This is a genomic window from Streptomyces sp. NPDC058051 (genome assembly GCF_042885475.1).
In the GTDB taxonomy this organism is placed as follows: Bacteria; Actinomycetota; Actinomycetes; order Streptomycetales; family Streptomycetaceae; genus Streptomyces.
In genome coordinates, this window is sequence record NZ_JBHVRW010000029.1 from 91,104 (window position 1) to 104,977 (window position 13,874).

The 13,874-nt window shown below is 68.7% G+C and carries 15 protein-coding genes; 7 read left to right on the forward strand and 8 right to left on the reverse strand.

Annotated features, from left to right (window positions below; all coding sequences use genetic code 11):
- Window positions 1-86: 86 nt before the first annotated feature.
- Window positions 87-1,004: a Gfo/Idh/MocA family protein gene (locus tag ACFVUT_RS32200; protein ID WP_389657189.1), complete on the forward strand. Its 918-nt coding sequence runs from the start codon at window positions 87-89 to the stop codon at window positions 1,002-1,004.
- Window positions 1,005-1,131: 127 nt separating this feature from the next.
- Here the strand turns inward: ACFVUT_RS32200 and ACFVUT_RS32205 are convergent, their stop codons facing one another.
- A complete protein-coding gene (locus ACFVUT_RS32205) occupies window positions 1,132-1,638 on the reverse strand; it encodes a MarR family transcriptional regulator (protein WP_389657192.1) in 507 nt (168 codons plus the stop codon).
- Window positions 1,639-1,718: 80 nt separating this feature from the next.
- Here ACFVUT_RS32205 and ACFVUT_RS32210 point away from each other — a divergent pair, with 80 nt between their 5' ends.
- Window positions 1,719-2,570, forward strand: a complete 852-nt coding sequence (locus ACFVUT_RS32210; protein WP_389657195.1) for an alpha/beta fold hydrolase — start codon at window positions 1,719-1,721, stop codon at window positions 2,568-2,570.
- Window positions 2,571-2,630: 60 nt separating this feature from the next.
- On the opposite strand, the gene ACFVUT_RS32215 is transcribed toward ACFVUT_RS32210, so the two are convergent.
- Window positions 2,631-2,990 carry an arsenate reductase family protein gene (locus ACFVUT_RS32215; protein WP_389657198.1) on the reverse strand — a complete coding sequence of 120 codons (360 nt, stop codon included), beginning with the start codon at window positions 2,988-2,990 and terminating at the stop codon, window positions 2,631-2,633.
- 120 nt (window positions 2,991-3,110) lie between these two features.
- Between ACFVUT_RS32215 and ACFVUT_RS32220 the strand changes: the two genes are divergently transcribed.
- Window positions 3,111-3,383 carry a hypothetical protein gene (locus ACFVUT_RS32220; protein WP_389657201.1) on the forward strand — a complete coding sequence of 91 codons (273 nt, stop codon included), beginning with the start codon at window positions 3,111-3,113 and terminating at the stop codon, window positions 3,381-3,383.
- A 255-nt stretch (window positions 3,384-3,638) separates the two neighbouring features.
- Window positions 3,639-4,121 carry an FxLYD domain-containing protein gene (locus ACFVUT_RS32225; RefSeq protein ID WP_389657204.1) on the forward strand — a complete coding sequence of 161 codons (483 nt, stop codon included), beginning with the start codon at window positions 3,639-3,641 and terminating at the stop codon, window positions 4,119-4,121.
- Between the two features lie 139 nt (window positions 4,122-4,260).
- Here the strand turns inward: ACFVUT_RS32225 and ACFVUT_RS32230 are convergent, their stop codons facing one another.
- A complete protein-coding gene (locus ACFVUT_RS32230) occupies window positions 4,261-5,184 on the reverse strand; it encodes a helix-turn-helix transcriptional regulator (RefSeq protein ID WP_389657208.1) in 924 nt (307 codons plus the stop codon).
- 444 nt (window positions 5,185-5,628) lie between these two features.
- Window positions 5,629-6,411, reverse strand: a complete 783-nt coding sequence (locus tag ACFVUT_RS32235) for a hypothetical protein (protein ID WP_389657211.1) — start codon at window positions 6,409-6,411, stop codon at window positions 5,629-5,631.
- A gap of 1,006 nt (window positions 6,412-7,417) precedes the next feature.
- Between ACFVUT_RS32235 and ACFVUT_RS32240 the strand changes: the two genes are divergently transcribed.
- Both ACFVUT_RS32240 and ACFVUT_RS32245 read left to right on the forward strand, forming a co-directional pair.
- Window positions 7,418-7,816: a CU044_2847 family protein gene (locus tag ACFVUT_RS32240; RefSeq protein WP_389657213.1), complete on the forward strand. Its 399-nt coding sequence runs from the start codon at window positions 7,418-7,420 to the stop codon at window positions 7,814-7,816.
- A gap of 11 nt (window positions 7,817-7,827) precedes the next feature.
- Window positions 7,828-12,162 carry a trypsin-like peptidase domain-containing protein gene (locus ACFVUT_RS32245; RefSeq protein WP_389657216.1) on the forward strand — a complete coding sequence of 1,445 codons (4,335 nt, stop codon included), beginning with the start codon at window positions 7,828-7,830 and terminating at the stop codon, window positions 12,160-12,162.
- Window positions 12,163-12,479: 317 nt separating this feature from the next.
- On the opposite strand, the gene ACFVUT_RS32250 is transcribed toward ACFVUT_RS32245, so the two are convergent.
- Complete coding sequence (locus ACFVUT_RS32250; RefSeq protein ID WP_389657219.1) at window positions 12,480-12,614, reverse strand: hypothetical protein; 135 nt, start codon at window positions 12,612-12,614, stop codon at window positions 12,480-12,482.
- Window positions 12,611-12,787, reverse strand: a complete 177-nt coding sequence (locus tag ACFVUT_RS32255; RefSeq protein WP_389657222.1) for a hypothetical protein — start codon at window positions 12,785-12,787, stop codon at window positions 12,611-12,613. Before ACFVUT_RS32255 ends, ACFVUT_RS32250 begins: the two co-directional genes overlap by 4 nt.
- On the opposite strand from ACFVUT_RS32255, the gene ACFVUT_RS32260 reads away from it, so the two are divergent.
- Window positions 12,716-12,892: a hypothetical protein gene (locus ACFVUT_RS32260; protein WP_389657244.1), complete on the forward strand. Its 177-nt coding sequence runs from the start codon at window positions 12,716-12,718 to the stop codon at window positions 12,890-12,892. The two genes, ACFVUT_RS32255 and ACFVUT_RS32260, sit on opposite strands and share 72 nt — an antisense overlap.
- Before the next feature lie 60 nt (window positions 12,893-12,952).
- Here ACFVUT_RS32260 and ACFVUT_RS32265 read toward each other — a convergent pair whose 3' ends face one another.
- Both ACFVUT_RS32265 and ACFVUT_RS32270 read right to left on the reverse strand, forming a co-directional pair.
- Complete coding sequence (locus ACFVUT_RS32265) at window positions 12,953-13,336, reverse strand: PQQ-binding-like beta-propeller repeat protein (RefSeq protein WP_389657247.1); 384 nt, start codon at window positions 13,334-13,336, stop codon at window positions 12,953-12,955.
- Window positions 13,221-13,682, reverse strand: coding sequence for a PQQ-binding-like beta-propeller repeat protein (locus ACFVUT_RS32270; protein WP_389657225.1), 462 nt, complete (start codon window positions 13,680-13,682; stop codon window positions 13,221-13,223). Before ACFVUT_RS32270 ends, ACFVUT_RS32265 begins: the two co-directional genes overlap by 116 nt.
- Window positions 13,683-13,874: the final 192 nt, after the last annotated feature.

Below are 13,874 nucleotides of genomic sequence, written 5' to 3' on the forward strand. Positions count from 1 at the left end.
GGCCGGCACCGCCAACGTAGCCGGGGAAGCTCACCCACCGCCAGCTCAATACGGGAGCGGCTCGGCGGAACCGGCAGACTTGCCCCATGACGACACTTCCCGCGACCCCCATGCGCATCGGCCTCGTCGGTACGGGCCCCTGGGCCCGGAACACCCAGGCCCCCGCCCTCGCCGCGCACCCCGGCGTCGAACTGAGCGGTGTGTGGGGCCGGCGCCCCGAGGCCGCGCACGCGTTGGCCGCCGCCCACGGCGCCACGGCGTACACCGGTGAGGAGGGCATCGACGAGCTCTTCGCAGCGAGCGACGCCATCGCGTTCGCCGTGCCGCCGGACGTACAGGCCCCGCTCGCCGCCCGCGCCGCGGCCACCGGCCGCCATCTGCTGATGGACAAGCCGGTCGCGACCACCGTCGCCGGAGCACGCGAGGTCGCCAGGGCCGCCGAGGCGACCGGGGTCGCGTCCGTCGTCTTCTGCACGCTGCGGTTCGCCGGCGAGACATCGTCCTGGATCGCCGAACAGGCCGCCGTGGACGGCTGGTTCACCGCCCGCGCCGACTGGATCGGAGCGCTGTTCGCGCCCGGCGCGACCAGTGAGTACGCCGCCTCGCCCTGGCGCCGTGAGAAGGGCGGCCTGTGGGACGTCGGCCCGCACGTCCTGTCCGTCCTGATCCCCGTACTGGGCGACGTGACCCACCTGACCGCGGCCCGCGGCCCGTCCGACATGACCCACCTGATCCTGCGCCACACCTCCGGCGCCTCCAGCACGGTGACGCTCGCACTGGGCGCCCCGGTGGGCGCGGTGGGCACGGAGATCGAACTCAGAGGGGAGCAGGGCATCGTCGCACTGCCCCGGTGGGGCGACGCGATCGGTTCCTTCCGGGCAGCGGTGGACGCGCTGATCGACTCGGTGCGCACGGGGGAGCCGCACCCCTGCGACGTCCGGTTCGGGCTGCGCCTGACGGAACTCCTGGCCGAGGCGGAGAAGCAGATGGGGACGTACGTGTAGGGGAGAGGCGCGTACGTGCAGGGGAGGCAGGAGGCGCAGGGAGGAAGGAGGCGCGGGGGAGAAAGGAGGCGCGGGGGAGGAAGGAGGCGCGGGGGAGGAAGGACGTGGGCGGCGCGCGCGGCCGCGGCTAAGCGCGGGGGACCGTGCCACGCGTCCCGGCCGCCCCGTCCGGGCCCCCCGCGGACGGGGGAGGTGCCGTGACGGCCTGGTGAACGGTGTGCAGGAAGCTCCGGACCGCGGCCGTCTCGCCCTCGTCGAATCCGCGCAGGACCGCCACCGTGCTGTCGATCAGCGGCGCGAAGAAGGACCGGCCCAGCTCCACCGCCCGTGGCGTCACGCTCAGCAGCACCCGTCGACGGTCACGCGGATCACGCGTGCGACCGAGGTGGCCCAAGTGCTCCAGACGGTCGATGAGCGAGGTCGTGCCCGCGGAGTTGATCCCGAGCTGGGCGCCGAGCCAGCCCGCGGTCGCGTCCGTTCCGGTCCGCCCGGCGTCCAGCAGGCAGATCAGGGCACGCACATCGGTGGGATGCATGCCGTTCCGGACCGCGAACTCGGCCTGGCGCAGGCCGAATTCGACCGTCACCCTGCGCAGCAGATGGACGATCTCCATCTCGGGTTCCTGATCGGTCATCGATGCACCTCCTTCTCTGTCCAGCTTTATTATCTCGCTGAGCGAGATAATATCCGAGAGCGTACGACCAGGGAGACCCCATGACCACCACGTCATTTCTCGCTGCCTACGACGAGGTGCTGGCAGCCACGTGGCCGGCCGGCACGCGCGGCAGCCGGGTACCGACCCCGTACGGCACCACCCACATCAACAGCTACGGTCCCGACGACGCCCCGCCCCTGGTGCTGCTGGCAGGCGGCGGTTCCACCTCCACCGTCTGGTACGCGCAGGCCGCGCACCTGGGCCGCACCCACCGCGTCCACGCCGTCGACCTCATCGGCGACCCGGGGCGCAGCGTGGCCGGTGACCGTGCGATCCGTACGGTGGCGGACCTGACGACGTGGCTCGACGCCGTGCTGGACGGCATGGGCGCCGACCGCACCGCACTGTGCGGACATTCGTACGGGGCATGGATCGCCCTCCAGTACGCCCTGCACGCGCCGCACCGCGTCGGGAAGCTGGTCCTCCTCGACCCGACCCAGTGTTTCGCGGGCTTCCGGCCCGGCTATCTGCTGCGCGCCCTGCCGATGCTCCTTCGCCCCAGCGAGAAACGGACGCACGCCTTCCTGCGATGGGAGACGGGCGGGGCGGCGCTCGATCCGACGTGGCTGCGCCTGCGCCACGCGGCAGCCCGCTTCCCGACCGCCCGACCGGTCACCGGCCCCCGCCCCGCACCCGAGGCCCTGGGAGCGCTGGACATACCGACCCTGATCCTGCTCGCCGAACACGGCCGCGCCCATGACCCGGCTCGTGTCCGCGCCGCCGCCGCGCGGCTGCTCCCGCACGCGCGGACGGAGATGATCCCCGGCGCGACGCACCACACCCTGCCGCTGCACGAGGCGACGGCCACCGAGCTGAACCGGAGGATCGAGGACTTCCTGACGAGCCATTGAGTGCTGTTCCGCAGTTCGCGCCCTGCCCGGGATCCCGGGGTCTGTTCCGCGCGGGGGCGCTCAGCGCCCCAGGGCGTCCCGTACCGCCTCGTCCGTGCGCGCCACGACGGCGGTCCCGTCCTCCGCCGTGATGATCGGCCGCTGAATCAGCTTCGGATGCCCGGCGAGCGCCGAGATCCACCGCTCCCGTGTACCGGCCTCGCGCGGCCACTCCTTGAGCCCGAGCTCCTTCGCGTCCGCTTCCTGCGTACGCGTGATGTCCCACGGCTCCAGCCCGAGTCGGTCGAGTACGGCCCGGATCTCCTCGGCCGACGGCACATCCTCCAGATAGCGGCGGACGGTGTATTCGGCGCCCTCCGCGTCGAGCAGATTCACCGCACTGCGGCACTTGGAACACGCGGGATTGATCCAGATCTCCATGGGGCCAACGGTACGGGAGGGACGTGGCGAAAGCCCGTCTGGCCAGCGGTAATTGTCAGTGGTGGGCCGTAAAATAGAGGTAGTTCGTGAGGGTTTCACGACCGTGCCAGGAGGTTGCCCATGGCCGTTGCCGCAGTCACGACCGAGCCGCTCCACCAACCCCTCCGGAAGAAGCCGCTCCCCGCGGGCCGCCCCCGCGAGTGGTACATCACCCACAACCGCCGCCTGAAGGCCATGCGCCTGGCGATCGCCCTGCTGGACACGGGCGTCTACTACCCGTCGACCGCGACCGACGACCGGATACGCACGACTGCCGAGCTCATCGGCATCCACCCGCCGTCCGACACGACCTGCCGCATGGTCCGCGCCCTGATCCGCTACGGTCGCCGCTGACGGCGGCGGCTCGCTTCCCGACGACCGACAGCTCACGCACAGCGCACGCACAGCTCACGCACTCGAAGCCTGTGCCCCCGGGAATTCGCCATTCCCGGGGGCACAGGCGCGTACGGCCGTGTGACCGCCCTCCGGCCCCTCACCCGTCCGGCGTGCACGGAGTGCGACCCCGTACGTCCTCGATTTGACTGGGCGGATGGGCGAGCGCCGGTGGCCGAGGGCCCGGTGGCCGAAGGCCGACTGCGGGGAGACGTGATGACGAGGAAGGCTGTGCGCGGACTGAGGGCCGCACTGCTGGCGACGGCTGTGATGTCGACGGCCGCCGCCTGTTCCGACGGCGGCAGTGTCTCCTCCACGGCGTCCGAGGCCGCCTCCGCCGCCGCGTCGGCGGCATCCAGGGGTTCCGACGTGCTCGCCTCGGCGACAGCCGCCGCAGGCGAGAAACTGAAGGGCTTCAAGAACGGCGTGGACGCCGGTGACGACGTCCGGCTGGGCACACCGAGCACCACCCCCGACGGCCACGCCACGGTGCAGGCCACGGTGACGAACAGCGCCGACTCGGCGAAGTCGTACGTCGTCCAGGTCAACTTCCGTGGCTCGAAGGGCAATCTGCTCGACACGGTGGTGGTGACGGTCGACGACGTCCGGCCGAGGACGTCCAAGGAGGCCACGGCCCGCAGCAATCGCACCCTGTCCGGCGACATCGAGGCCGATGTGGGGACCGCGCTTCGGCACTGATCGCCGAGCGCACCGCAGCCGCCCTGTGCCGCAGCCGCCTTGTGCCGTAGCCGTCCTGTGCCGTGGCGGTCCTGTGTCGCAGCCGTCCCACGTCGCCCGCCGGGTGAGCCTTCGGTCCGGCACCGACACGACGGCGACGTCAGCAGTGGTTGTCCCACTGCTGATGTGAGACTGACCTCCGCAGCATGTACTCCGGCGTCGTCCGCACCCGGTGGGACCGGTAGGACCGGTGGGACCGGTGGGAAGAAAGCGCCGTCAGCTTGTTCTCCGTTCCGGTGCCGGGTTGCGGAATCTCCAGAATGATGCGCCGACCGGAGCAGTCGTCGACGAGGAGCGCGTTCTCTTCCAGCACCATCTGGCCGACAGACGGATGCCGTACTTCCCGTGTGGTGACGTGGTGGCTCTCGATTTCGTGCCGTTGCCACCAGTCGCGGAACTCCGGGCTCTCCTTGCTGAGTTCGCGGACCAGCAGGGTGAACCACGGTTCATGGACATAGGATCCGGTGGCCGCGCGGAACTCGGCCAGCACGGACCGGGCACTGGCCTCCCAGTTCTGAATCCGGTCGCGCAGATATCCGCCGAAGAACAGCCGCAGCATGTGGCGGTGCTCAGCGGGAATATGGCCGAGGTCACCGTAGACGTCGGTTCTCGCCTGGTTCCACGCCAGAATGTTGAAACGAGGACCGAGTACGAATGCCGGATGTGGATGCTGACTGTCCAGGATGCGCTGGAGATCCAGCGGAACGCCGTCCGCCCCGGAATTCACACGGGAACGGGAATCCTCGTTCGCCAGCGTCAGAAGGTAGTCGCGCTCTCTGCTGTTGAGGCGAAGGGCTTCGGCCAGCGAATTGAGGACCTGGTCGGATACCCGGATGTTCCGGGCCTGTTCGAGCCGGGAATACCAGCAGGCGCTGATTCCGGCCAGATCGGCGACGTCCTCCCGCCGTAGGCCGGGAGTTCGCCGTGATGTCCGTGAAGGGAGGCCGACCTCTTCCGGTTGAAGAGCCAGCCGCCGTTTCTTGAGGAAGTCCGCGAGCTCCGCTCGCCGTCGGTCGTAATTCATCCGTTGTTCCCTTTGCTGGGTGACTGTTGCGGATGGTGATTACCTGGGACGACTTCTGTCCTCAGGATAGTCGGTTTCTGGATGCGCGCTCTGCCACGTGTGCTGCTGCTGAAAAGGGGAGTTCGGTCAGCTACGCAAGCGGGTTGTGCGCTGTACGCCGCGCGCCCGGTTCTCGACGGCAGCGTGGAGAGGGCCGCTGCCCCGAGGCGGGGTAGTGGCCCCGCTGCCGTGCAGGGGATCAGGCGTGGATCGGAGCCGGGGAGCCGTCAAGCCGCATTCCCGGTTCATCGCGGCGTCCATGCCATGTCACGGTACGTAGCGGAGGTGCGGGCATATGCCACTGTGCCCGTGGTCGTAGCCCGTAGCCCGTAGCCCAGGAAATCCGCAGGTCACGCCAGAAAGGGTCCGACAGCCGAGCTGTCGGACCCTTCGTGCAGGTGGGGGCTAGCGGTTCCCTCGCCCCTCGCCGCGGTGGTGCTGGTTCGTGTTCTGGTTCTGTTGCTGGTTCTGGTTTTGATTCTGGTTCGTGTTCTGGTTCGTGTTCGGGTTCTGGTTGGTGTTCGCGTTCGCGTTCGCGTTCGTGTTCTGGTTCTGCGTGAGCGGGACGCCCGACCGGAGCTGCGCCAGCATGGCCGCGCAGCCGGCGGTGACTGCCACCTTGTCGTTGAATCCGGTGGTGTAGTCCGCCCGGAAGGACGCGCTCTTGTCCGCGTTGTTCTTGAACAGGTCGACCCTCTGCCGGCATGTTGCGTCGCCGTCGTTCTCGCCGGCGGCAAGCGCCTGTTCCCTGTCGGTGGTGCCCGGAACCGTGGTGCCCGGAACCGACGTGCTCGACGTCGTGCTGGGCTTGACGAGGTTCAGGCAACCTTGCTGGTTGGCACCTTCTTGGGCGGTGACGGCGTCGTCGGCCTTGACCACGGCCACCGCGCTCACCGCTCCAGCGGCATTGGCCGTTGCCGTGGTGATCGCGCGCTTTCCGCTGAAGAAGGTGACCAGCGCCCCCGCGGTGAAACCGGAGCCACTGATGGTCGCGCTCTCGTTCGGGTCTTCGATTCCGGAGATCGAGCAGGAGGCCGTCGGGGTGATCGAAGGCTGTGAAGCAGCCCCCGACGCTGCGCTCTTGCCGAGAGTTGCGGCGCTCGCCGAGGCGGCGATCGTCGGCGCCAGCGCGAGCGACGCACCCAGCGGGACGCCGACCAGGGCGAGAATTCGCTTCTTTCCGTGCATGAGGTTCCCCTTTGTGGTGGATCCGTGCATGGAAAAGCGTGGCATGAGGGTCGATGGGCAACAAGAGACCATTCATCCTGGGAGTGGCAGTCTCAGGTTTATTCTCTGGAGTTGCGCATTCGAACTCCATGCTTTTCGCGTCCAGAAGGATTCGCGCCCAGAAAGAGGGGTGCGGATACGGCTCTTCGGGACGGTCACCCATTTCGGGATCTCCCGCATATCCCGGCAGAGTGACATCAACCAGCCACCGCGCAGGGCACGTTCACGCAGGCCGTTCGACGCGATACCGCGTCGGACGTCCCCGATACGTCCCCTGCACGGCAGTTCGCGTTCACTGGCGGAAGGGTGGGGCCCTCGTCACCGTGGCCGATTCCGGCGAGCACCGGCCGCGCGGGATCAAGGAGGGATGGATCAAGAGGGCGGTCAAACAGAGGCGGACGCCATGGAAGCAGATACAAGAGGACAGGCCGGGAGCGATCCCGGCCTGTCCTCTTGCACTGCCATGAGCCGGCTCACCCGGCAAAACGTCACCGACCGGGCCGCAGCGAGCGTGGCCCATGGGGCGCCTGCCCGTGCGAGAGGCCCGGTCGGTCCCGCTCTTTGGAGGTCGGAGTGCAGCTCGATGAGCCCTCTGACCTGCACAGGAAACCCTTTGACGAGCAGGCTGCTGCACAACCGGTGCATATGGCGGGGAAGGGAAGGCTCTGCCTGAGGCTGCCAATCGGGCAGGACACCTGCAGCCGGGCAATGACCTGTGCAAAGGCGGGTGCCTAGCCAGCCGCCTGCGAGGGCTGCTTCGACGTCCGTGGCCTTGTGTCTCGCCTGCTCGAGATCACTGCCTTGACCGGCGAGACCGTGACCAGCTGACCGGACGGCGTCGGTGTCTCCAGCCTCTTGGTACCCGTGCCGGCCAGCGACCGGACAGTACCGCCTCAGCTATCCAACTCGGTACAGATTCAGGCGTGTTCACGTAGCCTGAGAGCATCAGGGGAGCAGGGGGTACCAGATGACATACGCAGGTGAGATCCGGCTGGCGGATGGCAGCGGTGTGCTGGTGGAGATCGCCGACGGCGAGTCCGCCGGCATCGACCGTGTCGGGCGGGCGGCGGCGCTCGCGCGTGCCACGTCGGAGACCCTGCAGGACGCCATGGGGCATGTGCGACCCGCCCTCGACGTCATCGCAGCGGGCTTGCGGGACATGGTGCACACGCCGGACACCGTACGCGTGGACTTCGGTATCAAGCTGACGGCGGAGGCAGGCGTGGTTGTTGCCAAGGCGGCGTCGGAAGCCAACTTCACCGTGAGCGTGGAGTGGCAGCCTCGCGCCGGAGCAGAGCCGACGCCCCTGCCGCCAGAGGCGCAGACACGAGCGGCGGCCCCGGACCCAGCCGCGGATCCGGCGTAGCAGGTGGCGTTGTGACGGCGGTGCGCGAGGAAGAGTTACTGACGCGGTCGCTGGTCCGCATACGATCCCGCAGCGGGGACATCGTCGGGGCGGGATTCCTGGTCGACAGTGACATCGTCTGCACCTGCGCCCATGTCGTCGCGGCGGCGGCAGGGCTGCCGACCACGTCGGCCGAGGCGCCTCTGGACACGGTGAGCGTCGACTTCCCACTGTTGAGGGATCGCACCGGAGCCGTGCAGTCCGGCCGTGCCTCGGTCGTGACGTGGCGGCCGATCGACGACGACGACACCGGAGACGTGGCGCTTCTGCGCCTGGAGCAGCGCGTGCAGGGTTCCCGCCCGGTCCCGCTTGTCGACGGCACCCAGGTCTGGAGCCATACATTCCGGGTATTGGGCTTTCCCGAGGGCGCGCGGCACGGCGTATGGGCCTCGGGCACACTGCGTGGCACCCAGGGCGCGGGCTGGCTGCAGATGGAGACGACCGGCCAGGGGCAGCGGGTCTCCGACGGTTTCAGCGGCTCCCCGGTCTGGGACGACGCGCAGGGTGGTGTTGTCGGCATGACCGTCGCCGTGCAGCGTGGCGCCGGCTCGACCACCGGATATCTGATCCCGTCCGCGTCGCTCGTCGACGAGAGCATCCTGCGCCCGCGCTGTCCGTTCCGAGGACTCGCCCCGTTCACCGAGGCTGAAGCGGGTCTCTTCCACGCGCGTGAGAAGGAGACCGGACGTCTGGAAGCCGCGGTCGGAGCTCAGCCGCTGACCCTCGTGGTCGGCCCCTCGGGCTGCGGCAAGTCGTCGCTCGTCCGCGCCGGGCTGATGCCGCGGCTGACGAGCGCGAGCTGGACGGTGTCCGAGCTGCGGGCCGTACCCGGCGTGAGTCCCGCGCGGATCGTGGCGCGTGCCCTCGTACCTGTCCTGGAACCGTCGCTCACCGAGACCGAACGGCTTCGAGCCACAGCGGACCTGGCCGACCTGCTGACCCGGCCGCGACCTGACGCCCTGGAGCCAGCCGACGTGCTTTCCGCCGACCTGCGTTCCCGTGTGCTCGCCCACGCGGGGGAAAGCGGGCACGTCCTTTTCGTCGACCAGTTGGAGGAGTACGCCGCAGCGGAACCTGCCGTCGCTCGCGAACTTCTACGGCTCCTCATCGCCCTCGGCACACATCGGCAGGCCGAGCCCGGCCCGGCGCTGCGTGTCGTGGCCACCGCCCGCCTTGAGTCCCTCGACACGCTTGTCACCTCGGCCACCGCCGACTCCCTCAGCGCGGGCGCCGTGCAGTTCCTCGCCCCCCTGTCCGCTCCGGGGCTCCACCGGGCGATCACCGCGCCGGTGGAGGCGGTGCCGGGCCTTTGGTACGAAGCGGGTCTGCCTGAACGGATCGTCGCGGACGCGGCCGACGAGCCCGGACGCATGCCACTCGTCGAGTTTGCCCTGACCCGCCTGTGGGAGCGGCGCGATGGATCGATGCTCACCCATGCTGCTTACGATGAGCTGGGCGGCGTTGCGGGGGCACTCGTGGGCTACGCGGAGGATGCGGCCCGCGAACTCCTGCACCTTGACGAAGAGTTCCTCGCCCGACGACTGTTCGCCCAGATGACCCGCCCCAACGACAGCGGAGGATTCGCGCGCAGCCCCGCCCGCCTGCCCGACCTCGATCCCGCACTGCGATCCCTCGCCCGGCGGCTGGCACCGACGAAGCTTGTTGTGCTTGGCCGCGCACCCGACGGCGAGGAGATCGCCGACCTGGCACACGAGGCCCTGGCCACGCTTTGGCCTCGACTCAATGGCTGGCTCGTCGACTCACGTGACTTCCGGCGGTGGCAGGAGCAGCTACGGCAGGACATGCGGCGCTGGCAGGAGGAGGGGGAGGAGGACGGAGCCCTGATGCGCGGCGGCGTCCTGGCAACGGCGTCCGACTGGCTGGCGGACCGTGCCCAGGACCTCAGCGACACCGAGCACGCCTACATCCGGCGCAGCACCCAGTACCACCGGCGCAGCATCCGCCGCCTGCGCGCCCTGGCGGCCGTGCTGACGGTGTTGGTGCTGCTGGCCGGGGGCTTGGCCGTCGGAGTCTGGCAGAGCAACAGGCATGTCGAGGCGCAGCTGCGCACACAGGCGTCCCGACTGCTGGCCTCGCTCGCCGACCGCCACTCCGCGAACGACCCCGCCCTGTCCCTCCAGTTGGGCCTCACCGCCTGGCTCACCGAAGCGACCCCCGATTCGTACGCCGCGCTCCTTCGCCAGTACGCACGTGGGCAGCAGCTGTCAGGCAGCCACCCGGGCCTGTGGCCCGGTGTCTTCACGGGCATGAGGTCCACACGGGACGGAAGGACCGTCGTCGTACAGTCCCGTCGGGACGACGGCGAATCCGCGCTCACCCTGATCACCGGTTTGGCGGGCGGCGCTCCCCGGCAGCGCCCATTGGCCGGAATCCCGGACGAGGAGGCAGGTGGCAGTGGCCTGAGCCCGGATGGCCGCTCTTACGCCTTGGCGGTGGCCGACGGCAGCGTATGGCTGTGGGACCTTACTCGGCCGACCGCGAAGCCGCGCTACCTCGCATCCGACGACGCGGTCGGCCGCAAGGTGAACGGTGCCTCACTGGATTTCAGCAGCGACGGCCGACACGTGCTGCGGATGCTCAAGTTTTATGACGCGTCCGGCGCCAAGGACCCTCGGGAGCGCTACGCCGCCGTCTCGGCCTGGGACGTCGCCACCGGTCGGCAACTGCCGACCGCCCCCGGCCTGGTGCCAGACCAGCCGCGCCAGGTCGCCTTCACCAAGGACCCCGGCCAGGTTGTCTTCACCCCTGAGTACTTGCCGCACGATGACCAACGGACGGTGATCCGAAACCTCGCGACGGGCCATCAGGTCCAACCCTTCGCGGCGCGCAGCCTCACCGTGATCGCGGGGGGCGGCGAACTGCTTGTCGAGCAAGGAACCGACATCCACGACGGGACATTGCGCGTGCGCGCCTCGAGCCGGTCAGAGAAGCGCACTAATACCCTGCCAGCCCCCACGGGGACGGGCGTGGACGATCTGGTCGACGCGACTGGAGAATTCGCCGTTTACCCCCACTTCGTCGAGGAAGGGGCATACTCCGAGTTCACCCTGATCGGGCTGCGCACCGGCAGCGTCTACCGGACCAGAGTGCCCGCCACCAGCTCATACAGCCGATTGTCGATCACGAGCGTCGCCGTCTTTCCCGCTGACGGCGACGACGATCATGTCACCGTCGCCGTCCCCACCCCGGACGCGTTGCTGACCGCCCGGGCCGTTCCACTCGACGCGGCCGCAGCAGCCCTGGTCGGTGGGGGCAGTGCCACTGAGCAGGGCGCACTGGCTCCCGACGGAAAGCACCTCGCGTTCCTCGAGGACCAGGCCCTGACCGTCGTCGACACCACGACCGGCACTACCCGTGAAACGTCATGGGATCCCGGGGCCGGCAACGTCCCACTGCCGATATGGTCAGCCGACTCCCAATGGATCGTGCTGCAACGTTCGGACGGCGGGCTCACAGCTGCTGCCGCCCACAATCCACGCACACGCATCGACCTCACTTGGGAGGACACCTCCCTTCCGGCGAGGAGGAAGGGAGTGGAAGCAATTGAACCGGTGCGCGGCAGCGAGGTCGCCGTCATGACCACCGACGGCAGAGTGATACTCGTCGATGCCGCTACCGGCAGACGCGTCGGGCCGGCGGTTCAGGTGGAACGCCGTACGGAGCAGCAGACGACGAACCCCTTCACCTATTACGGGCAACTCCGTTCTCGTCCCGGCCACTCCGACGAAATAGCGGTCGTCACCAGCGCCGGGACGGCGACTGGCACCGTCGAACTCTGGAACCTGCGGACCGGCACCCGCCTGCGTACCCTCACCACGGGCGAACTGCGGCCCCGCTTCGATGCGACTGCGCCGACACCGCTTGTGTTCACCCCCGACGGCCGGCGCTTCATGACACACAACGCAGACGGATTCCTACACCGCTGGGACGTGGACGCGGGCAAGGAAGTAGGGCGCGCATTGGCGGCGGCGGGAGCACACCTGTCTGATCTGATCGGCTTCGGCCCGCGCGATACGTTGGTCACCCTTGGCGGGGACGCCTCGTATGAGGTGCAATTCTGGGACTTGGAGAGCGGGCTGTTGCTGACCAGCCATCCGACGGGCAGGCTGCTCGGCATCACCGTACGCGACCACCGCCTGATGATCGCCGGTCGTGACTGGTACCAGAACCTGGACCTCCTGTCCGAAGCCATGGCGGACACCCTGTGCGCGGGCGTGGGCCGGGACTTCACACCCGCGGAACGCGCGCTGTTGCCTGCGGGTTCCAGGCGATCCGGGCCGTGCTGAGCAGCGGCGGGGCGCCAGGGTAGGAAGACCGGGTCGGCGCCCCGCATCCGTTCGACTTGCCTGACCAGTTCGCCGTCCCTCTCCAGCCACGGCAGTGTGACCTCGACCGGAGGGGACTCCTGCATGTGCTTGCGCAGGCGCGTCGCCAGGTCTTCGTCGAGGGGGACGTAGCGGTCCTTCCGATCGTCTTTGGTGCCGCCCTTGGGCGGAGCGAAGACGAGGGTGCCGCGGTGATGCGTGATCTGGCGGCAGATGTGGACGGTCTTGTCGTCCTCCGACCAGTCCACGTCGTCCGGGCTGAAGCCGGATATCTCGCCCTACCGCATCCCGAGCCCTCGGCCGCAGTCGACCGTGGCCTGGTATTGGTCGGGCAAATGCTTGCGCAGCTCGTCCGTCTGCTCCCAGGAGAGCGGCACATCCTTGGCCAACTTCTCCGACCGCCTGGGCTTCACGCGCTGACCGACCCGGTCTCGCAGGGTTCTTCGGGCAGGTCCACCCCTTCGCCAAGGGGATAGTCCCACGGCCCCTGAAGATCACTGTCGAGACCACCGCACTGACCGGTGAGACGGTGACCACCGCGTACGAGCGAGGCCTCGCCCGTCTTGTCCACTACGAGATCAACCACTTGGGCGGGCTCGTCTACACGACCCACATGCGGGCTGGTGTTGAGCCGGTCCCGGTGGAGGAGTACCGGCAGACTGGTATGGCGCGGGCCTACAACAGCGGCTGAGTTCCTTGGTAATCCCCTGGATGGCTTACGGCCACACCGAAAGTGCGGCGCCGAAACACGTCACTCCGCAGCGTCGAGGCCGATCGCGTGAAGGCTGCCGTTTCCGGTGACGACATACAGGACACTACCGTGCAGTTGGGGCATGCCTTGCACGTCAGGATTCCAGAGCAAGCCCTCACGGGTACCTGCGAGACGTCGCCGGGTGCCCAGATTCCAGCCTTGGAGCACTCCCGCACGACTCACTGCCCAAGCCGAGTCGCCCGCGAGGTACGCGGGAGTCATGAGCGCGGCGGTCGGCCGGACCGCGCCGCGCCATGCGACCGTTCCGTCAGCGTCGTCCAGGGCGATGAGCCGGCCGGGATCCCAAGACGTGATCAGCACGTGTTCGCCCGCCGCCACGGGCCGGGTACGGAGAGATTGCCCGACCTTGACCGTCCAGCGGATTGTCGCCGGTCAGCGCATCCCAGGACGAGACGTGGCCGTCGGGGTGAGCCAGATGGATTGAGTTCACGGACGTCGTCGGGCTGCCGACGACCAAGTCGCTCAATGGCCTCTGCCACAGCAAAGTTCCGCCGTGCACGTCATACGTCGCCAAACAAGGTGCCCCAGTGCCAGGTTCGTGGGCTATCGCGAGGACTCTGTCGCCGGAGACCAGCCAGTGCTGCGGAGGGAGAAGGCGGAGCGGTTCGGGCCAGCGTGGGTGGCCTGTGTCGGCGTGGAGAGCCTGAACCGCCCATGACCGGGAGGAGCCGGGGCAGAGCCAGGTAACGAACACAGTGCCATCGACCATGCGCGGGGGCTCAAGGAAGCCCGTGGCCGTCGACTCAGGACGCCAACTCCACAAGCGCCGCCCCAAGACCGTGTCGTAAGCGTGCAAGGCGCCCCTTAGAGGGCGGTTCGTAAGGTGATGTCCGTTCTGGCTGAGGTTGGAGCAAGGTCGCTGGTGGAGGTTCCGTCGGCTATTGCTTCTTGGCGAAGTTGC

Coding starts and splice junctions, on each gene's coding strand:
- ACFVUT_RS32205 (WP_389657192.1), bottom strand. CDS start 1,638: ATGACCGATCAGGAACCCGAGATGGAGATCGTCCATCTGCTGCGCAGG.
- ACFVUT_RS32230 (WP_389657208.1), bottom strand. CDS start 5,184: ATGAATTACGACCGACGGCGAGCGGAGCTCGCGGACTTCCTCAAGAAA.
- ACFVUT_RS32225 (WP_389657204.1), top strand. CDS start 3,639: ATGACGAGGAAGGCTGTGCGCGGACTGAGGGCCGCACTGCTGGCGACG.
- ACFVUT_RS32270 (WP_389657225.1), bottom strand. CDS start 13,682: ATGGTCGATGGCACTGTGTTCGTTACCTGGCTCTGCCCCGGCTCCTCC.
- ACFVUT_RS32200 (WP_389657189.1), top strand. CDS start 87: ATGACGACACTTCCCGCGACCCCCATGCGCATCGGCCTCGTCGGTACG.
- ACFVUT_RS32235 (WP_389657211.1), bottom strand. CDS start 6,411: ATGCACGGAAAGAAGCGAATTCTCGCCCTGGTCGGCGTCCCGCTGGGT.
- ACFVUT_RS32210 (WP_389657195.1), top strand. CDS start 1,719: ATGACCACCACGTCATTTCTCGCTGCCTACGACGAGGTGCTGGCAGCC.
- ACFVUT_RS32240 (WP_389657213.1), top strand. CDS start 7,418: ATGACATACGCAGGTGAGATCCGGCTGGCGGATGGCAGCGGTGTGCTG.
- ACFVUT_RS32220 (WP_389657201.1), top strand. CDS start 3,111: ATGGCCGTTGCCGCAGTCACGACCGAGCCGCTCCACCAACCCCTCCGG.
- ACFVUT_RS32215 (WP_389657198.1), bottom strand. CDS start 2,990: ATGGAGATCTGGATCAATCCCGCGTGTTCCAAGTGCCGCAGTGCGGTG.